An 18,552-nucleotide genomic window follows, 5' to 3' on the forward strand; every position below is an offset into this window, starting at 1 on the left:
CTCTACAACCAGGTATTCCAGTGACCAATGAAACTGTGCTCATTGCCGGCGGTTATGGCGTTGTCGGCTCGCAAATCGCCAGGCTTCTGAGAAAGCGTTATCCGGAAATCGAGATATTGCTGGGCGGGCGATCGCCGGGGCAGGGCAAAGAGCTTGCCGAAGAGCTGGGCCGCGCGGCGGCCGTGCGGCTGGATCTTTCCCGCCCCAATCCGTTGGCCGGGCTCGAAAGGCAGCCCACCATCGTGCTCGGGGCGGTCAACGACATCGATGACAATCTGATGCTCGACGCGATCAGCGCGCATATTCCCTATATCGACATCACGCGCTGGACCGAACGTATGCGGGGATCGATTTTGCGGGCGGCGATGGAAGATACTTCCGGGGCGCCGGTCGTTTTCGCCTCCTCCTGGATGGCCGCGACGATCGGCATATTGGTGCGTGAGATGGCAGCCGGTTTCCGGCAGGTCGACCGGATCGAAGTCGGCATCCTCTATGCGGCGAAGGATAAGTCCGGTCCTAATTCGGTTGAATATATGGACAGGATGGCGCTTCCCTTCGAGGTTCGTGAAGAAGGGCGGGCGGTGATGGCATATCCCTTTCGCAAGGGGATAAAGACAGACTTTCCGGGAGTGGGGCGCTTTCCGCTCTATCGCTTCGATACGCCGGACCAGATGACGCTCCCCTCCATCACAGGGGCGAGAAGCGTGTCGGCGCGTATCGGTTTCGACGACCGAACTTCGGGCCCGTTTCTGAGTTTTCTTGTGCGCTCCGGCTTGTGGGGGCTCATCAGTGGCGAGCGGTTCCGCAAGTTGCGGCATGGGCTGATGTACAATCCCGGAGAAGGCGGGGCGCATCGGGTTCGTATCGATATCGAAGGTGAGGGCGCGCACGGACCGGCGCGGGAGAGCTGGATCGTCACGGATTCGCAGGGCCAGACCCATTTGACCGCGACAGGAGCCATGATCCAGCTCGACCGGCTGCTCCGTCAGGGGACACACCAAGCCGGGATTCAGGTCGCGGAAACGGTTACCGACGCTGAGACGGCGAGGCGGATCATGAATGAGGAGGGTATCTCCGTCGACCGCCTCGCGCAGATGGAGGACGCGGCCTAACCGATCGCCCCGGCTTTTCTCAAGCTCTCGATTTCCTCATCGCTGAAGCCCGAGGCCTTCAAGGTGTCGATGGTGTGCTCGCCGAGCGCGGGCGCGGGGCCTTTAGGGCCGTCATCGGCGCCAGGAAAGCGGATGGGCGAGGCGGGCGACAGATAGGTGCCCTCTCCGCCGCCTTCTTCGGGCACTTCCACATAGGCGCCGGCGGCCTTGGCCTGCGGATCGGCAAAGACATCGGCGGGGCGCAGAAGCGGGGCCCAGATCATGTCCTCGGCGTCCAGCTTCTCGCGCCAATAGTCCAGATCGTGCTGGATGAAGGCCGCGTCCAGGATATCCACAAGGTCGGCTGCATTGGCGCGGCGGTTCTTCGGATTGTCGAAGCGGGAATCGGTTTCGAGTTCGGGCCGGCCGATCACCTTGCAGATCGCGGTCCAGTCGGTCGAGCCCTGACGCGGGACGATCACGATCCAGGTGTCCCTGGTCTTGAAGAAATTGCTGATGGGCTGGACGGCCTCATGGCGCGTCTTGGTGGAGCCGAGCTTGCCGTAGCGCAATTGAACGGCGGTGTCGGATCCGGCGGCATAGATGCCGGCGCGTAGAAGCGAGGCTTCCACCAGGCGGCCCTTGCCGGTGGTCTGGCGTTCGAAGACGGCGGCGAGGATGCCGCCGACCGTGGCCATGCTGGTGGTGTGGTCGCCGATGCCGGTCCGCAGCGATACGGGTTCGCCGCCCTTGACGGTCTGCAGCCAGCCGACGCCGGACCGGGCATAAAAGGCGGCGATGTCGAAGCCGGGGCGGTCCCGGTCAGGGCCTTCCAGCCCGTAGCCGGTGACGCTGGCATAGACGAGGCGCGGATTGATCTCCTTCAGGGAGTCATAGTCCAGCCCTGCGCGCTCCAGCCCGCCGGGCCGCACATTGGTGATGAAGACGTCGGCATCCTCGACCAGCCGTTTCACTGCCGCCACACCCTCGGGCGTCGCGGTATTGATGGCGAGCCCCTTCTTGCCACGATTGTCGAGATCGAAGATGGGGCTGCCCTTCAGATGGTCCGCGCCGACATTCGCCATGGTATAGCGCATCGGGCAGCCGTTCAGCGGTTCGATCTTGATGACGTCCGCTCCCCAGTCGGCAAGGATCCCGCCCGCGCCCGGCGCAGCGATATAGGTTGCCATTTCGATGACTTTAAGACCTTCCAGCATCAGGGTTCCCCGTCCGTTTTCTTGTGTTTCCGGTTGCGGCGATCATCCATGAAAAGCGGGGGGAGTCAAAAGCGCGGTTTTGCCGCCGTCTGACCCGGAAACGGGCGGCCGGACCAGGCAAATCCGGACGCCTGAAGGTCCGGCGAATATCCAGGTCCGGCGGCGATCATCGTAAACCGGTCCTTAATTATCTTCCCTTAATTTGATCAAGCAGATACAGGCGGGTGAGGTGGGATTTGCCCGTTGCTTCTTGAAAATCGGGTTCAAGGCGGGGCAATGCGTAGGAAACTCAGCATACAGGATGTGCAGCGTCTGATGGCGCATCCCTCCGGCACGGCGCGTGCCGAGGTGGCCGAAAAGGTGGCGCAGCAGTTCGAGAATGTCGATCTGTCGCCGCGCGAGCGCGAACTGGCGCGCGAGGTGCTCGGCTATCTGGTGCATGACGTGGCGATCATTGTCCGTGAAGCGCTGTCCGACAGCCTGAAAGACATGCCCGGCGCCCCGCGCGGCATCGTGCTGGAGCTGGCGCGCGATCTCGACGAAGTCGCCATCCCCGTTCTGAGAAATTCGCCGGTCCTCTCCGATGAGGATCTGGTCGGGCTCGTCACCTATGGCAGTCCTGCCAAGCAATGCGCCATTGCCAGCCGCCCGTCAGTCAATTCGTCGGTTTCGGAAGCCATCGTTTCGCAGGGCGACCGTAGTGCGGTGCTGACGCTGGTCGCCAATGAAGGCGCCATCATCGATGAAGCCGCCGCCGGGATGCTGGCCGAGCGATATCCGGACGACCGCGAGATCGTGGAGCCGGTCGTCACGCGCAGAGACGTGCCGCCGCTGCTGATCGAGAAACTCATCTCGCAGGTCTCCGAAAGCCTGCGGGACTATCTGGTCAACAATCATTCCCTCGACACCCGTACAGCCGGGATACTGGAAGCGCAGGCGCGTGAGCGCAGCACGGCGGAGGCCGTCACGCGCATGAGCGACGCAGATATGCGCCGGCTTGTGGACCAGCTTGCCGAAAACCAGCGGCTGACGGGAAGCCTCATTCTGCGTCTTGGCTGCCAGGGCGAGATGCGTTTCGTGGAAGCCTCCATGGCACGGCTCACCGATGTGCCCGAGGTTCGGATCTGGCGCCTGATCCACGATGTGGGGGCGTTGGGCTTTCGCGCGGTCTATGCCCGCGCCGGGATGCCCGAAGCGCTCTATCCTGCCTTTCGGGTGATGCTGGATGCGTTCCATCGCGAAAAGGCGGCCTCGGCTTTCGATCTGGCCCGGTATCAGGCCACGGTTGTGAAGGGGCTTCTTTCCAGCTACGACACGCTGCAGGGCGGAGATTTCGAAGCGCTTATGGACCAGCTTGGTCGCCTCAGCGGTACCGGGCTGAACACGACGGAACCGCTCAGGGCCTCGGCAGGGGCTGCCTGACGCCGCCCTTTACGGGCCGGCAGGGGGCGATGTAGAGGCAAGTTCAAGCTGAGCGGCTCATCAAAAGCTGCTAGTTTGCCGCCTCCATCGATTCAAGCCCCCGGAGAGACGGCCATGACCCATCAGATTCAGGAAGCCTTCATTTGTGACGGAGCCCGCACACCGGTCGGCCGGTATGGCGGATCGCTTGCGCCCGTGCGGGCGGACGATCTGGGGGCGGTCCCTCTGATGGCGCTGATGGAGCGTAACCCTTCGGTCAATTGGGAACGGGTCGACGATGTGATCTTTGGCTGCGCCAACCAGGCCGGCGAGGACAATCGCAATGTCGCGCGCATGTCGACGCTGCTGGCCGGGCTGCCGGACGCGGTGCCGGGCGCCACGGTGAACCGGCTTTGCGGTTCCGGCATGGACGCTATCGGTACGGCAGGCCGGGCGATCAAATCCGGTGAAGCCGAGTTCGTCATCGCGGGCGGCGTGGAAAGCATGTCGCGCGCGCCTTTCGTGATGGGCAAGGCGACCAGCGCCTATGACCGCAATGCCGAAATCTACGACACGACGATTGGCTGGCGTTTCGTCAATCCGCTGATGAAAAGCCAGTATGGCGTCGACAGCATGCCGGAAACGGCCGAGAACGTGGCCGAGGATTTCCAGATTTCGCGCGAAGACCAGGACGCTTTCGCCTGGCGCAGCCAGCAGAAGGCGGGCATCGCGTTGAAGAACGGGCGTCTGGCCGAAGAGATCGTTCCCGTCACCATCTCCACCCGCAAGGGAGAGACGGTGATCGACACGGACGAACATCCCCGGCCCGAGACGACGCTGGAAGCGCTCGGGAAACTCCGCGCGCCGTTCCGCGAGGGCGGGTCGGTCACGGCGGGCAATGCATCGGGTGTGAATGATGGCGCCTGCGCGATGATCATTGCCTCCGGCGACGCGGTGGAGGCTCACGGGCTGACGCCGCGCGCGCGGATCGTTGCCATGGCGACGGCCGGCGTGCCGCCGCGTATCATGGGCATCGGTCCGGCGCCGGCCACGCGCAAGGTGCTGGAAAAGACCGGGCTGACGCTTGCCGATATGGATGTGATCGAACTCAACGAAGCCTTTGCGAGCCAGGGTCTTGCGGTGATGCGGGATCTCGGGCTGCCTGACGATGCGGAGCATGTGAACCCGAATGGCGGCGCCATCGCGCTGGGTCATCCGCTTGGCATGAGCGGTGCGCGGCTGGTGCTGACCGCCACGCATGAGCTTCACAAGCGCGATGGACGTTTCGCCCTTTGCACCATGTGCATCGGTGTGGGGCAGGGCATCGCGATGATCATCGAGAAGGTCTGATCGGCCAGGCTCAAAGTCCGAGCGCACGTTCCAGAAACGACCGCTTCTGCGTCTTGCGACGCTGCCGTTTGCGCGGCGGCGCGGGACGGCGGGGATTGCCTTGCGTGTTCTTTGCGCGGCGTGTGACGGGCGTCTTGCCTCGCGCGGTTTTGGTGCCGGAGCGGGCGGGGCGTTTGCCTGCCGGGCGCCTGCGGCGTTTCGGGCGCGGCATGCGGCGGACAAGCTCCCGGCCCGGGAAGAGGCAGACGCGGTCGATGCGCCACGCCATCATGCGGATTTCCTCGCCCGGCAGCTCGAAATCGAGGGCGGTGTAGTCGAGGATCAGCTCGTCGCCAGTTTCCTGGACAGCTTCTTCGATAGCGGAAGATTGTTCGGCGATGTGAACCGGTTCATCCGTGGCGTCCAAAACGGGGGGCGCTTCGACGACCGTCAGGAAAACCTGGGCTTCTTCCCGTTCGTCGTGCTGATCTTCCTCGTGGGGTTGCACGAATTCGTCTTCGTCTTCGAATTCTTCCTCAAGTTCTTCATCGGGGGCCAGTTCGAACGCGCCGGAAATCATTTCCGGTTCGTCGTATCCGGCGAGGCTCATCACTTCGTCGCGGATGGCTGCGAGCGCTTCCCGGTCGTCATCGACGGGGGGGATGTTCTCCGTCGCGTCGATGTCCTCCAACTCGTCTGCCGGTTCCAGCTCGTCGCATTCGCGGAGTTCGATCGTCGCCGGATCGAAAAGGCTTTCTTCCTGCGCGGGCGTCGCGGCGGGCAGTTCTGCCTCTTGCGTTTCCTCCTCGACCGTCTGCCGGAAGGCGCTTTCGCCCAGCGGCTCCAGCAGCAGAATTTCGTCTTCCTCCGATGCGGCGGGGGCAGCGTAATGCCAGCCGACAAGCTCTTCCGGTTTCATGGGGCGGCAGATATAGGTGCCCTGCGCGGCGGTGAAACCGAGTTCGCGCAGCGCGGTGAGTGTCGTTTCGTTTTCCACGCCCACGGCGGTCGCATCCATGCCGCGCCCGGAGGCGAGCGTCACGCGCTTGCCGACGAAGCCGATGCCGGATTTCTTCACCCGCTTGGCGAACTGGATGATGGAGGCGCCGCCGATCTTCACTTCGTTGAAACAGTCGGGCGTCAAAAGCTCGTCGGGGACGATGACCGCGCCGCCCCCGTCGAGTGCCGTGCGGAACCCCATGCGTTTCAATTCGCGAATGGTGCGGGTTGCGGTATCGGGCGAGCGGGCGATGGCGCCTTCGGGAATTTCGATGGTGAGGCAGGACGGATCGAGGTCATGGGCGGCCATGATGCCGTCCAGCGCGCCGGCCAGCCCCGCATCGTTCACATCGGAGGCTGAAAGGTTGATGGAGATCGGCCAGTCCTGACCTTTCTCCTGCCAGAAGACCAGCGTTTCGGCTGCGCGCGCTGCGACATAGCGTGTGAGTTCACCTGCGCGTTCGCGCCTTTCAAAGAAGGAGAGGAAGAGGCCGGGCGGCAGCAACCCGTATTCCGGATGGGTCCATCTCACATAGGCTTCAACGCCCAATATCGTACCGTCAACCAGCGAAATTCGCGGCTGAAACACCAGAAAGAGGTGCCGGGCTTCGAAGGCGAGATCGATGTCCCGGTTGGTCAGACGAAACGAACTGCTGTACATCTTGAACCGATTGCTGACGGCGTTTCCTGAAGGCGTTTGGGCACAAAACCCCGCGAGACTCGTTCCCGCATAGGGAACAGTTTCCGCGCAAGGAGGTTTCGGCTCACTTAATCCGTCCCATCCAAGCAGGATCAGCGTCGCCAAAGCGTTAATAAGAATGTCCGGATTTTAACCGGGCGGCTGGAGGGAGTGAGACATGGCTGAACGGCAAGCGACGGGGAATGATGCGCTCATTCCCTCATCCACAATCCTGCTGCTGCGCGATGGCGCGGAGGGGCTCGAAGTCTTCATGGTGGTGCGTCATCACCAGATCGATTTTGCTTCGGGCGCACTCGTGTTTCCCGGCGGCAAGGTGGACAAGGCGGATAGCGCGCAGAATGTACGTTCCCGTGTGGACGGGGCCGAGGGGATCGACGATACGCTGCTGGCGCTTCGGGTGGCGGCTATTCGCGAGGCGTTCGAGGAAGCGGGCGTGCTGCTGGCGCGCAACGCGCAGACCGGCAATGTGGTGGATGCCGCGCGGCTTTCCGCGCTGGAACCCTATCGCGATGCGCTCAACAAGGGCGAGCTTGGCATTGCCGAATTCCTGGAGCGGGAGAACCTGCGCGTTGCCGCGGACATGCTGACCCCCTTCGCGCACTGGATCACGCCCAGCATGATGCCGAAGCGTTTCGACACGCATTTCTATCTGGCCGAAGCGCCTGCCGATCATCTGGCGGTCCATGACGGCTCGGAGTCCGTGGACAGCGTCTGGATCCGTCCGCAGGCTGCGCTCGAAGAGGCGGAAGCGGGCAAGCGCACGGTCATTTTTCCGACGCGTATGAATGTCGAGAAAGTGGGGCGGAGCGCCAATGTCGCCCATGCCATCGAAGAGGCGCGCAAAGCGCCCATCGTGACGGTGGAGCCGAAAGTGACGAAGAACGAAGCGGGCGAGCCCATTCTCCGCATTCCGGCCGAGGCGGGCTATTGCGTGACGGACGAACCGCTGGACGCGGTCGCCAATGTCGCCAAGCCGAAAGCGAAGTAAGTCCCATGACGAATACGCTGTTCGAACTGTTTCTCATGCTGACGGCGCTTGTCGGTGCGGTGCGGCTTTTTACGCTCAGGGACAGGCCGGGCCTCGACTTTGCCTGTGCCGCCTTGCTGATCGTGGTGCCGGCGGCGTTTTTCGGGGCTATCCGGTATGGCGGCTATCCGACGCATCTCGTCGTGCTGGCCAATGAGACCATTTCGGTCATGGCCATGATCCTGGGGCCGAGCTGGACCATCGCCGCCATCGTCATTCTGCTGCGCGGTCAGCCCGGCAGGCTGGCGCTTGGCGTGCTCTGGCTGTTGCCCGCGATCATCGTGCCGCTGGCCGTGGCGGAGGCAACCGCGCCGGTCGGCGACATCTATGCGCAGATGGCGAGCCTCGTCATGCTTGTGCTGATGCTGGCGGCGGGCATTGTGATCGCCATTCGCGGCAGCGTGGCGGCGGGGGCCGGATTCGTTATCGGCGCGGCGGGCTATGCGGGCTCGGCGCTGGCGAGCATGGGGTTCTATGGCCTGCCGGCCTCGACCTCCATGGATGTCTTCCATGCGGGGCTTGCCGTCTGGGCGGCAGGGCTTGCCTATGGCGTGCTGGCAACCGACGCCATCAAGCGGCGTGAGGAAGCGCCGTTGCTCTAGGCGGGCAAGCGCCTAGTAGAGGAACTGCTCGCCGAGGATGCGTTCATCCAGGCTGTGGTCGCTGTCGAACATCATCAGCAGGTCTACCGACTGGTCTTCCTTCACATCGACCTCCGCGACCTCGCGGAACTCGGTGTGGTCGGCGACGGCGGAGACGGGACGCTTTTTCGGTTCGAGGATTTCGAACTTCACCTCCGCGCGATGAGAGAGCAGCGCCCCGCGCCAGCGGCGCGGGCGGAAGGCGCTGATGGGCGTGAGCGCGAGAAGTTGCGCGTCGATGGGGATGATCGGCCCCTGTACGGACAGGTTATAGGCGGTGCTGCCCGCGGGCGTCGCCACCAGCACGCCGTCGCAGATCAACTCCTGCATCCGGACCTTGCCGTCGATGGTGATGCGGATTTTGGCGGCCTGGCGGGTTTCGCGCAGCAGGGAGACTTCGTTGATCGCAAGCGCTTCATGCGTCTCGCCATTGGCAAGCCGGGTTTTCATCCGCAGGGGATGCAGGCACGAGATCTCGGCGGCTTCGAGGCGCGCGATCAGATCGTTGTCCCTGTATTCGTTCATCAGAAAGCCGACCGAGCCGCGGTTCATGCCATAGATGGGGATGCCGCGATGGATGCTCTGATGCAGGGTCTGAAGCATCAGACCGTCGCCGCCCAAGGCGACGATGACGTCGGCATGGTCGGGGTCCGCGTCGCCATAGCGCTCCCGCAGCTTTTCCAGCCCTTCCTGAGCTTCGGGCATGTCCGTCGCCACAAAGGCAATCTTCTCGAATTTCATCGGCTTGCGGTTCCTTTAGGGGAAGCAGGCATATTAGCCTCGGCGGAGAAGGGAGATAAGCACATGATCGAAAAGACCGAAACCGGATCGGGGCTGGTTTTCATCTATACCACGCTGCCGGATACAGGCACGGCGGACAGGATCGGCCGGCAACTGGTCGAAAGCAGGCTTGCAGCCTGCGTGAATATCTATCCCGAAATCCGTTCGATCTTCGAGTGGGAAGGGAAGGTGGAGAGCGAAAGCGAAGTGGTCGCCTTCATCAAGACGCGGGTGGAGCTGGCCGACAGGGTGATGGAAGAGACCCGGAAACTTCATCCCTATGACGTGCCTGCGCTGCTGGTGCTGCCGATCGAGGGCGGGAACGAGGATTATATCGGCTGGGCGAAGGAACAGGCGAGGGGCGGTTAGCCTTTCTTCCTACCCGCCGGTCAGCGACATGTGGCGCGAGACGGCCGGTCGCTCGTGTTCACGGTCGATGATGAAGTCGTGCCCCTTCGGCTTGCGGGTGATGGCTTCGTCGATGGCGCGGTCGAGCAATTCGTCGCCTTCGCTGGCGCGGAGCGGTGCGCGCAGGTCGGCGGCATCCTCCTGGCCGAGGCACATATAAAGCGTGCCGGTGCAGGTGAGACGCACGCGGTTGCAGCTTTCACAGAAGTTATGCGTGAGCGGCGTGATGAAGCCGAGCTTGCCGCCGGTTTCCTCCACGCGCACATAGCGCGCCGGGCCGCCGGTGCGTTCGGGCAGATCGGTCAGCGTCCAGCGCTCCGACAGGCTTTCGCGCACCCGGCTCAGCGGCAGGTAACGGTCGGTGCGGTCTTCGTCGATCTCGCCCAGCGGCATGGTCTCGATGAGGGTAAGGTCGTGGCCTTCGCCATGCGCCCAGTCGATGAGGGCGGGGATTTCGGTATCGTTCACGCCCTTGAGCGCCACGCTGTTGATCTTCACCTGAAGCCCGGCGCGTTTCGCGACTTCGATGCCTTCCAGCACCTGGGGCAGGCGGCCCCAGCGGGTGATCTGCTGGAACAGATCCTCCTGCAGCGTGTCGAGCGAGACGTTTACACGGCGAACGCCTGCGGCGTAGAGGTCTTCGGCGAAGCGGGCGAGCTGGCTGCCATTGCTGGTGAGAGTCAGTTCGTCGAGCGCGCCTGTCTCCAGATGGCGGCCAAGGCTTTTGACCAGCGTCATCACATCGCGGCGGACCAGCGGCTCGCCGCCCGTCAGGCGCAGCTTCCTCACGCCCTTGCGGATGAAGGCGGAACAGACGCGATCCAGCTCCTCCAGCGTGAGGAGCTCCTTTTTCGGCAGGAACGTCATGTGTTCCGCCATGCAATAGGTGCAGCGGAAGTCGCAGCGATCCGTCACCGAGACGCGCAGATAGGTCACCGCGCGGCCGAACGGGTCGATCATGTCGGTGGTCTGCGGGGGCGTGTTGATGTCAGGTTCCATGTCCATGACCGGAATATAGCAATCGGTCAGCCGATTTTCGCCCCTGTAAGGTACAGGGTTTTAGCGGTTTCTAAGGAAAATGTTGGTTTTCTGGGGCCGGACAAGCGGGGAGTGGCGATATGGCCGGCTGGCCCAAGGAACTCGATCTGGCGGAAGGGGATCTCGTGGCCTATGTCGGCCCGAATGCCGACACCTACCTCGATTACTTCCGGAAATGCCGCGTGGCAGGCAAGTTCAAGATGGGGTTCGTCTGGGGCGCATTTGCCACCACGCCCGTCTGGCTCGCCTACCGCAAGCTCTGGCTGTGGATGCTTGTGATCTTCATCGTCGGTATCGGTGTGCCGAAGCTCCTGCCGACGGGCGCTTCGGGCGTCGCGACGGGCATCGGTGTCGCCATGGCCATGCTCGGCCAGTCGCTCGTGGTCAAAGGGGCCTGGAAGGCGGCGCAGGAAGCCGACGAAGAAGGGCTTCAGGGGGAAGGGCGTCGCGCCTTTCTCCGGCGCAAGGGCGGTACGTCGCCGGTCGCCGCCATCATCGCGTCCGTTTTGACGGCGCTGGTGGTGGTGGTTGCCATTATCGGCCGTCTGGAGGACGCCAGCTCGTCCATAACCGCGCCCGCAAGCCACCCCGCAAGCCAAAAGGCGCCGGCGGCCACGCAGGGCGGCGATGATCCCTTCGACAATATCTACAAGCCGCAATCGGAAAAGAAGAGCGCGCCGCCCGACTGGCTGCGGCATTCGGTCGAGTAGGGCTTTTGTACGCGCGCGACTGCGGCTAGCCTCTGCCTCAACAAAAACGAGGGAGGCACGCATGGCGGCGGAAGAGGCCCGGTATATCCTTGCCATCGATCAGGGGACGACGAGCACGAGAGCGCTCCTGTTCGACAGGTCCGGCTCGCCCATGCGGGTGCGGCAGCGCGAGCTTACCCAGCATTTTCCGCAGGATGGCTGGGTGGAGCATGACGCCGAGGAAATCTGGACGGCGACGCTCAATGTTTGCCGGGGATTGCTGACGGGCGGCACCACGGTTGCGAATATCGCGGCCATCGGCATCACCAATCAGCGCGAGACGACGGTGCTCTGGGACCGGGAGAGCGGGGAGCCGCTTCACCACGCCATCGTCTGGCAGGACCGGCGCACCGCCGGAATCTGCAGCGGGCTCAAGGCGGAAGGTAAGGAGCCCGCCGTTCAGGAAAAGACCGGGCTGCTGCTCGATCCCTATTTTTCGGGCACCAAGCTCGCCTGGCTTCTGGACAATGTGCCGGGCGCGCGCCCGCGCGCGGAAGCGGGCGAGCTTTGCTTCGGCACGATCGACAGCTGGCTTATCTACAAGCTGACGGGCGGCAAGCGCCACGTGACAGATGCGACCAACGCCTCTCGCACCATGCTCTTCAATATCGATACCCAGGACTGGGACGACGACATTCTCGGCTGGTTCGACATTCCGCGCAGCGTGCTGCCGGAAGTGAAGGATTGCTGCGACGATTTCGGTGTGACGGCGATGGAGCTCTTCGGGGCGGAAATTCCGATCGCGGGCGTGGCGGGCGACCAGCAGGCGGCGACGGTCGGTCAGGCCTGTTTCGAGCCGGGGCTGATGAAGTCGACCTATGGCACGGGCTGCTTCGCGCTGGTGAATACAGGGAGCAAGCGCGTGCAGAGCCAGAACCGTCTGCTCAGCACGGTCGCCTATCGCATCGGCGGCAAGACGACCTATGCGCTGGAGGGGTCGATCTTCATGGCGGGGGCCATCGTGCAATGGCTGCGCGACGAGATGGGATTGATCTCTTCTTCCGAAGAAAGCGAGGCCATGGCGCGGGACGCGAACCCGATGAGCCATGTGATCCTCGTGCCCGCTTTTACGGGCCTCGGCGCGCCCTATTGGGAGCCGGAGGCGCGGGCGGCGTTGTTCGGCATGGTGCGCGATACGGGCGCGCCGGAAATCGTGCGGGCGGCGCTTGAAAGCGTGTCGTTCCAGACGCGCGATCTGATGGATGCGATGGGTGAGGATATGCGCGAGGCCGGGCTTACCGCGCCCAAGGCGCTGCGTGTCGATGGCGGCATGGTGATGAACGACTGGTTCGTGCAGAACATGACCGACATTCTGGGCCGTCCGGTCGAACGCCCGGAAGTGACGGAGACGACCGCGCTGGGCGCGGCCTATCTGGCCGGCATTCAGGCGGGCTTCTACGGTGGGCCGAAGGATGTGGCCGAGCACTGGCGATGCGAAAAGGCCTTCGCCCCGCAAATGGCGGAAGAGGAGCGCAACGAGCGCTACGGACGCTGGCAGGGGGCGGTAAAGCGGGTGCTCGGAGCCTAGGATCAGGGCCTCCGGCTCTCCATGACGCTTAGCCCCGTCTGCGCTATATTGGCCTTCAATCAAAAGCCATATCGGCAAAAGCATATCCGGGAGAACGTTCATGCCTGCCGCGACTAAGGAATTGATCGCCAAGCTGAAATCAGCGCTGGGCGAGGGCAGTGTGCTCGAGGGCGAGGCCGCGCATGAAAAGGCGCAAGGGGCTTGGAGCCATCTGGGCAGCCCGCGCGCCGTACTCCGCCCCGCCAGCACCGAAGAGGTGTCGAAGGCGCTCGCCCTTTGCCATCAGGCGGGCGTCGGCGTGGTTCCATGGGGCGGCAAGACCGGCCTTGTGGAAGGCGCGGCCTGCGAGGGCATGATCGCGCTCTCCGTGGACCGGATGAACCGGATCGAGGAAATCGACGAGACGGGCGGGACGGCGACGGTCGAGGCCGGTGCGATCCTGCAGGCGCTTTGCGAGGCGGTGGAGGCCAAGGGATATTTCTTTCCGCTCGATCTGGGCGCGCGTGGTTCGGCGACCATCGGCGGCAACATCTCGACCAATGCGGGCGGCAACCGCGTGCTGCGCTACGGCATGATGCGCGACATGGTGCTGGGCGTGGAAGCGGTGTTGGCGGACGGCACGGTGGTTTCCTCGCTCAACAAGCTCATCAAGAACAATGCGGGCTACGATCTGAAGCAGCTCTTCATCGGCTCGGAGGGGACGCTGGGTGTCGTGACGCGCGCCGTGCTTCGGCTGCGTCCGAAACCCGTGTCGCAGGACACGGCTTTTGTCGCGATCGAGGATTTCGACAATCTGCCGAAGCTCCTGCGCCATATGGAGCGCGCGCTGGGCGGTACGCTCTCGGCCTATGAGGTGATGTGGGAGGATTTCTACAAGCTCGTCACCAGCGAGCCGGCCAAGGGCCGCCCGCCCATTCCCCATGGCCATCCCTATTATGTGCTGATCGAATCCATGGGCGGCAATCAGGAAGAGGACAGCGCGCGCTTCGAGGCGGCGCTTACGGAAGCGCTGGAGCAGGAGATCGCGTCCGACGCGGTGATTGCCAAGAATCAGGCTGAACGCGACGGGATGTGGGCGCTGCGCGACGACGTGGCCCAAGTCGTGAACACTTATCCGATGTTCACCTTCGATGTGAGCCTGCGCATCGCCGATATGGAAAGTTACATTGCGGAAATCCGCGAGGCTTTCGTGGCGAAATGGCCGGATTATTCGCTGATGGTGTTCGGTCATCTGGGAGACGGCAATCTGCACGTCATTCCGGGCCGCTTCCCCGACGCGTCGCCGGAGACGCGCCGCGCGGTGGAAGAGATCGTCTATGGCGCTCTCCAGAAGCGGCAGGGCTCGGTGTCGGCGGAGCACGGGATCGGTCTCGAAAAGCGGCCCTATCTCGGTTGGTCGCGCGCGCCGGAGGAAGTCGCGCTGATGCGGACGCTGAAGCAGGCGCTGGACCCGAAGGACATCCTCAATCCCGGCAAGGTGCTGGAGCCGGTACCGCATGCCCAGGCTGCCGAATAAGGCGGATTTCCGCTCCCGGCTTGGCTGAGGCCTGAGGGCGTGTCACACTGACCGGAAACGCTATTCCGGTACAATGACATTCGTGGAGGTGCCCCCATGTCCGTTGCAGAAGATTTCAGCGGCCTATCGATGCGCGATCAGGTGTCGCAGGAGGAGTGGGAGGTTCGCGTCAATCTTGCGGCGACCTACCGGCTCGTAGCGCATTATGGCTGGAGCGACCTGATCTATACGCATATCTCTGCGCGTGTGCCGGGGCCGGAACACCACTTCCTGATCAACCCCTATGGCATGACCTTCGACGAGATCACGGCATCGAGCCTGGTGAAGATCGATCTCGACGGCAATATCGTGCAGGAAACGGATTACATGGTGAACCCGGCGGGCTTCACCATTCACTCCGCGGTGCATTCCACCGGCAATGACGCCAATTGCGTGATCCATACGCATTCCGACGACGGCGTGGCCGTGTCCGCGCAGGCGGAGGGCCTTCTGCCATTGAGCCAGACCGCGATGATCGTGCTCGGCGATCTTGCCTATCATGACTATGAAGGCATCGCTCTGGAACTCGACGAGCGCGAAAGGCTGATCCGCGATCTCGATGACAAGCACTGCATGATCCTGCGCAATCACGGTCTGCTGACGGTCGGCGCGAGCTGCGCGGATGCGTTCCTTCGGCTTTTCTTCCTGGAACGTGCCTGCTCCATCCAGGTGCGGGCGTTGTCCGGTGGGCGGGCTCTGACCATGCCCCATGACGGCGTGCCGGAGAAGACGGCGGATCAGGGGCAGTTCCACAAGCGGCACGGCATCGGCAAGCTGGCCTGGCCTGCGCTTCTGCGCACGCTCGACAGGGTCGATCCGTCCTATCGCGACTGAGCGGCGGTCGCCGTCCGGTCCATCCATATATTTGTCACTTGAGATGCGGCGCGGCGCCGCGTCTCCTTTCCGTTTAAATGCGTCTTCGTTCGAGAGGGTTTCCCATGGTCAAGTTCGGTGTCGGGCAGTCGGTACAGCGTGTCGAGGATGAGCGGCTGGTTACGGGCCATGGCCGCTATACGGGCGACATATCGCTGGAGGGGCAGGCCTATGCCTTTATGGTCCGCTCGCCTTATGCCCATGCGAAGATCGGCAATATCGATACCGAGGACGCAAAGGCCGCGCCCGGCGTGATTGCTATCTATACCGGAGAGGATGCGAAGGCGGCGGGCCTCGGGATCATCGGCAGCCCGGCAGCCGACATGATCAAGAACCGCGACGGTTCGGATATCTACAAGACCACGCGCCATCTCATCGCGCAGGAGCGTGTGCGCTATGTGGGCGACACGGTGGCGGTGGTCGTGGCCGAGACCGCGGATCAGGCGCGCGACGCAGCCGAACTCATTATGGTCGATTACGACGACCTGCCGGTGATCGCCGACACGGAAGGGGCGACCGATCCGTCTTCGCCCGTCATCTGGGAAGAGAATGGCAGCAACATCGCCTATGACTGGGATCTGGGCGACGAGGACGCCGTGAAGGCCGGTTTCGACAAGGCGCATCACGTGACCAAGCTGCGTCTCGTCAACAACCGTATCGTCGTCAATGCGATGGAGCCGCGCGCGGCGCTGGGCGAATACGATGCTTCGCGCGATCACTACACGCTCTATACGGGCTGTCAGGGCGTGCACGGGCTTCGCAATTTCATTGCCGGCTATTCGCTGGGTATCGAGCCGACGCAGCTTCGGGTCGTCAGTGACGATGTCGGCGGCGGTTTCGGCATGAAGACTTTCAACTATGCCGAATATCCGCTGGTGCTGTTCGCGGCCAAGCAGCTTGGCCGTCCGGTGAAATGGGTGGCGGACCGCTCCGACAGCTTCATCACCGATACGCAAGGACGCGATCATGTGACGGAAGCAGAGGTCGCACTCGATGCCGATGGCAAGATCCTCGGGCTTCGGGTTGAGACCATCGCCAATCTCGGCGCCTATCAGGGGCAGTTCGGTCCGTTCATCCCGACGCTTGCGCCGCGCGGCATGCATGTGGGCGTCTATATGGTGCCCGCGCTCTATAACCGCGTCCGCGCCGTCTATACCAACACAACGCCGGTCGATGCCTATCGTGGGGCGGGGCGGCCGGAAGCCTCCTATGTGATCGAGCGGCTGATGGAAAAGGCTGCGAAGGAATTTGGCGTGACGCCCGCGGAACTGCGCCGCCGTAATTTCGTGCCGTCCGACATGATGCCGATCGATCAGAAGCCGGTGCTGCCTTTCGACTCCGGCGATTTCGACCGCAACCTGACGGATGCGCTGGCGCATTCCGATTATGACGGCTTCGAAGCGCGCCGCGCAAAGGCGGCCAGCGAAGGCAAGCTGCGAGGCATCGGCATCAGCTATTATGTCGAGCGCACGGCGGCGGGCATGTCCGATTATGCCCGTATCGCCGTCGACCCCGAGCAGGGCACGGTTCATGTCTGGACGGGGCAGCAGACCAACGGGCAGGGACACGAGACCGTCTGGACGCAGCTCATCTGCCAGCGTCTGGGACTCGATTCGGAGAAGGTGAAAATCCATCTCGGCGACAGCGACATCCTGCCGGGCGGCGCGGGCACGGGCGGGTCCAAGGCCGTTTATATGGTCTCGGGCGCCATCTCCAGCGCGTCCGACGACCTCATCGACAAAGGCCGGGAAATCGCGGCGAACGAGCTTGAAGCCGCCAAGGCGGATATCGAGTATCGCGGCGAATATGGAGAGCCGGTTTTCGCCGTTTCGGGCACGGACAAGTCGATCGACCTGTTCGATGTCGCGCGCAAGGCGAGCACGCAGGCCGATCTCGGCGAGCTTTCGGGCGATGGCGAGTACAGCCAGAAGGAAAACACTTTCCCGAACGGCGCGCATATCTGCGAAGTGGAAATCGACGCGGATACGGGCCGCTATCACATCGTCAAATTCACGGCGGTGGACGATTTCGGCCAGATCCTGAACCCGCTCATCGTAGCGGGGCAGGTGCATGGCGGTATCGCGCAGGGCCTCGGCCAGGCGATGGGCGAACTCGCCAAATATGACGAGAACGGCCAGCTCATGACCGGCTCCTTCATGGATTACTGGATGCCGCGCGCCGACGATATGCCGAGCTTCGACATCAGCTGGAACGAGATCCCCTCGCGCTCCAATGCGCTGGGCGTGAAGGGCGCGGGCGAGGCGGGGACGGTCGGTGCGCCGGCCGCCTTCATCAATGCGGTCATCGATGCGCTGAAGCCTTACGGGGTGGAGGAAATCGACATGCCGGTGACGCCGCTGAAGCTCTGGGAAATCATCCAGGCTGGTGGCGCGAAGGCGGCGGAGTAACCCCGCGGCCTGCCGCTAACTTGCTGCAGTGCACATACAAAAATGTCAGCGAAATGGGCTTGACCTAATTGACAAATTGTCAATTTAGGCCAAGCCTGTTCTTTATGACGCATGGGGAAACGACATCAGGCGTCGGCGAAGACATCGCAGAAGCGATGCATGCCGACAAGGTAAACGAAGACAGCAAGCCGGTGACGGCTGCGGTTCGCCGCAAGCAGGAGAGCCGCCGCAAATTGCTGGCGGCGGCGCGCAAGCTTTTCGTCGAGCGCGGCTATCACGAGACACGGCCGCAGGATATTTCCAAGGCCGCCGGTGTCGGGCACGGCACGTTCTATCTTCATTTCGAGGACAAGCTGGATTGCTTTCTCGCCTTCACGGAGGAGGCGGCGGGGGAGCTTGAACTCTTCCTCGAGAAGCATCTGGCCGAGGCGCATACCCTGGAAGAGGGGGTGCGGGAAATCCTCAAGGCGATCTTCGAATATTCGGAAGCCAACCCGGCTGTGCTGGGCGCGGCGCTTACCGATATCGCCGTTCTTTCCACGGGCGATATGGGGCGCAAGATGCCGGCGGACCGTTGGGCGGACAGCTGGGCCGCGGTGATCGACCGCTGGAAGGAGGCGGGCGAGGTTGCCGCCGATATCGACAGCAAGTTTGCCGGTTATCTCATTCTCGGCGCCGTGAAACATGGCGGCGCCTATGCGTACCGAAAAAAGATGCCCTATGACCGCGTCATCGATCAGACGACCAAAGTTGTCGTGCGTGCGCTGGAGGCGCGCTAGGGCCGTCGAAAAGAAAAAAGAATTGCCAC

The 18,552-nt window shown here is 63.1% G+C and carries 16 protein-coding genes; 12 read left to right on the top strand and 4 right to left on the bottom strand.

Translation table 11 applies throughout. The features are described 5' to 3' along the window. Nucleotides 1-20 precede the first annotated feature (20 nt). Nucleotides 21-1,112: a hypothetical protein gene (locus CMI59_RS00270; protein WP_293323115.1), complete on the top strand. Its 1,092-nt coding sequence runs from the start codon at nt 21-23 to the stop codon at nt 1,110-1,112. Here the strand turns inward: CMI59_RS00270 and CMI59_RS00275 are convergent. After that, on the bottom strand, nt 1,109-2,308 hold the full coding sequence (locus tag CMI59_RS00275; protein WP_293323117.1) for a CaiB/BaiF CoA-transferase family protein: 1,200 nt from the start codon (nt 2,306-2,308) through the stop codon (nt 1,109-1,111). The genes CMI59_RS00270 and CMI59_RS00275 overlap by 4 nt on opposite strands. Before the next feature lie 276 nt (nt 2,309-2,584). Here CMI59_RS00275 and CMI59_RS00280 point away from each other — a divergent pair, with 276 nt between their 5' ends. After that, a complete protein-coding gene (locus CMI59_RS00280; RefSeq protein WP_293323119.1) occupies nt 2,585-3,730 on the top strand; it encodes a DUF2336 domain-containing protein in 1,146 nt (381 codons plus the stop codon). Nucleotides 3,731-3,856: 126 nt separating this feature from the next. Next, nucleotides 3,857-5,059 (top strand): 3-oxoadipyl-CoA thiolase, encoded by a 1,203-nt coding sequence (gene pcaF, locus CMI59_RS00285; RefSeq protein ID WP_293323182.1) that lies wholly within the window; start codon nt 3,857-3,859, stop codon nt 5,057-5,059. Between the two features lie 10 nt (nt 5,060-5,069). Here the strand turns inward: pcaF and CMI59_RS00290 are convergent, their stop codons facing one another. Then, nucleotides 5,070-6,698 (bottom strand): EAL domain-containing protein, encoded by a 1,629-nt coding sequence (locus CMI59_RS00290; protein WP_293323121.1) that lies wholly within the window; start codon nt 6,696-6,698, stop codon nt 5,070-5,072. 196 nt (nt 6,699-6,894) lie between these two features. Here CMI59_RS00290 and CMI59_RS00295 point away from each other — a divergent pair, with 196 nt between their 5' ends. Further along, on the top strand, nt 6,895-7,725 hold the full coding sequence (locus CMI59_RS00295) for an NUDIX hydrolase (protein WP_293323123.1): 831 nt from the start codon (nt 6,895-6,897) through the stop codon (nt 7,723-7,725). Nucleotides 7,726-7,730: 5 nt separating this feature from the next. Continuing rightward, nucleotides 7,731-8,366, top strand: a complete 636-nt coding sequence (locus tag CMI59_RS00300; RefSeq protein ID WP_293323125.1) for a hypothetical protein — start codon at nt 7,731-7,733, stop codon at nt 8,364-8,366. A gap of 12 nt (nt 8,367-8,378) precedes the next feature. On the opposite strand, the gene CMI59_RS00305 is transcribed toward CMI59_RS00300, so the two are convergent. Further along, complete coding sequence (locus CMI59_RS00305; RefSeq protein ID WP_293323127.1) at nt 8,379-9,146, bottom strand: NAD kinase; 768 nt, start codon at nt 9,144-9,146, stop codon at nt 8,379-8,381. A gap of 63 nt (nt 9,147-9,209) precedes the next feature. Here CMI59_RS00305 and cutA point away from each other — a divergent pair, with 63 nt between their 5' ends. Further along, nucleotides 9,210-9,554, top strand: a complete 345-nt coding sequence (gene cutA / locus CMI59_RS00310) for a divalent-cation tolerance protein CutA (RefSeq protein ID WP_293323129.1) — start codon at nt 9,210-9,212, stop codon at nt 9,552-9,554. Nucleotides 9,555-9,563: 9 nt separating this feature from the next. On the opposite strand, the gene moaA is transcribed toward cutA, so the two are convergent. Continuing rightward, nucleotides 9,564-10,598, bottom strand: a complete 1,035-nt coding sequence (gene moaA, locus CMI59_RS00315; RefSeq protein WP_293323131.1) for a GTP 3',8-cyclase MoaA — start codon at nt 10,596-10,598, stop codon at nt 9,564-9,566. A 113-nt stretch (nt 10,599-10,711) separates the two neighbouring features. Between moaA and CMI59_RS00320 the strand changes: the two genes are divergently transcribed. From CMI59_RS00320 to CMI59_RS00345, 6 genes are all read left to right on the top strand, one after another. Continuing rightward, complete coding sequence (locus CMI59_RS00320) at nt 10,712-11,341, top strand: DUF2628 domain-containing protein (RefSeq protein ID WP_293323133.1); 630 nt, start codon at nt 10,712-10,714, stop codon at nt 11,339-11,341. 61 nt (nt 11,342-11,402) lie between these two features. After that, nucleotides 11,403-12,908: a glycerol kinase GlpK gene (glpK, locus tag CMI59_RS00325; RefSeq protein ID WP_293323135.1), complete on the top strand. Its 1,506-nt coding sequence runs from the start codon at nt 11,403-11,405 to the stop codon at nt 12,906-12,908. 100 nt (nt 12,909-13,008) lie between these two features. Continuing rightward, nucleotides 13,009-14,424 carry an FAD-binding oxidoreductase gene (locus tag CMI59_RS00330; protein WP_293323137.1) on the top strand — a complete coding sequence of 472 codons (1,416 nt, stop codon included), beginning with the start codon at nt 13,009-13,011 and terminating at the stop codon, nt 14,422-14,424. Nucleotides 14,425-14,520: 96 nt separating this feature from the next. Further along, nucleotides 14,521-15,297, top strand: a complete 777-nt coding sequence (locus tag CMI59_RS00335; RefSeq protein ID WP_293323139.1) for a class II aldolase/adducin family protein — start codon at nt 14,521-14,523, stop codon at nt 15,295-15,297. 104 nt (nt 15,298-15,401) lie between these two features. Further along, complete coding sequence (locus tag CMI59_RS00340) at nt 15,402-17,744, top strand: xanthine dehydrogenase family protein molybdopterin-binding subunit (RefSeq protein ID WP_293323141.1); 2,343 nt, start codon at nt 15,402-15,404, stop codon at nt 17,742-17,744. Nucleotides 17,745-17,848: 104 nt separating this feature from the next. Further along, complete coding sequence (locus CMI59_RS00345) at nt 17,849-18,523, top strand: TetR/AcrR family transcriptional regulator (protein WP_293323143.1); 675 nt, start codon at nt 17,849-17,851, stop codon at nt 18,521-18,523. Nucleotides 18,524-18,552: the final 29 nt, after the last annotated feature.

It is taken from the genome of Parvibaculum sp. (assembly GCF_002684405.1).
In the GTDB taxonomy this organism is placed as follows: Bacteria; Pseudomonadota; Alphaproteobacteria; order Parvibaculales; family Parvibaculaceae; genus Parvibaculum.

Bases quoted from the DNA above. Each gene is read 5' to 3' on its own strand.
- CMI59_RS00280 (WP_293323119.1), top strand. From the start codon at position 2,585: ATGCGTAGGAAACTCAGCATACAGGATGTGCAGCGTCTGATGGCGCAT.
- CMI59_RS00300 (WP_293323125.1), top strand. From the start codon at position 7,731: ATGACGAATACGCTGTTCGAACTGTTTCTCATGCTGACGGCGCTTGTC.
- CMI59_RS00340 (WP_293323141.1), top strand. From the start codon at position 15,402: ATGGTCAAGTTCGGTGTCGGGCAGTCGGTACAGCGTGTCGAGGATGAG.
- CMI59_RS00305 (WP_293323127.1), bottom strand. From the start codon at position 9,146: ATGAAATTCGAGAAGATTGCCTTTGTGGCGACGGACATGCCCGAAGCT.
- glpK (WP_293323135.1), top strand. From the start codon at position 11,403: ATGGCGGCGGAAGAGGCCCGGTATATCCTTGCCATCGATCAGGGGACG.
- CMI59_RS00290 (WP_293323121.1), bottom strand. From the start codon at position 6,698: ATGTACAGCAGTTCGTTTCGTCTGACCAACCGGGACATCGATCTCGCC.
- cutA (WP_293323129.1), top strand. From the start codon at position 9,210: ATGATCGAAAAGACCGAAACCGGATCGGGGCTGGTTTTCATCTATACC.
- CMI59_RS00320 (WP_293323133.1), top strand. From the start codon at position 10,712: ATGGCCGGCTGGCCCAAGGAACTCGATCTGGCGGAAGGGGATCTCGTG.
- CMI59_RS00295 (WP_293323123.1), top strand. From the start codon at position 6,895: ATGGCTGAACGGCAAGCGACGGGGAATGATGCGCTCATTCCCTCATCC.
- moaA (WP_293323131.1), bottom strand. From the start codon at position 10,598: ATGGACATGGAACCTGACATCAACACGCCCCCGCAGACCACCGACATG.
- CMI59_RS00330 (WP_293323137.1), top strand. From the start codon at position 13,009: ATGCCTGCCGCGACTAAGGAATTGATCGCCAAGCTGAAATCAGCGCTG.
- CMI59_RS00335 (WP_293323139.1), top strand. From the start codon at position 14,521: ATGTCCGTTGCAGAAGATTTCAGCGGCCTATCGATGCGCGATCAGGTG.
- CMI59_RS00275 (WP_293323117.1), bottom strand. From the start codon at position 2,308: ATGCTGGAAGGTCTTAAAGTCATCGAAATGGCAACCTATATCGCTGCG.
- CMI59_RS00345 (WP_293323143.1), top strand. From the start codon at position 17,849: ATGACGCATGGGGAAACGACATCAGGCGTCGGCGAAGACATCGCAGAA.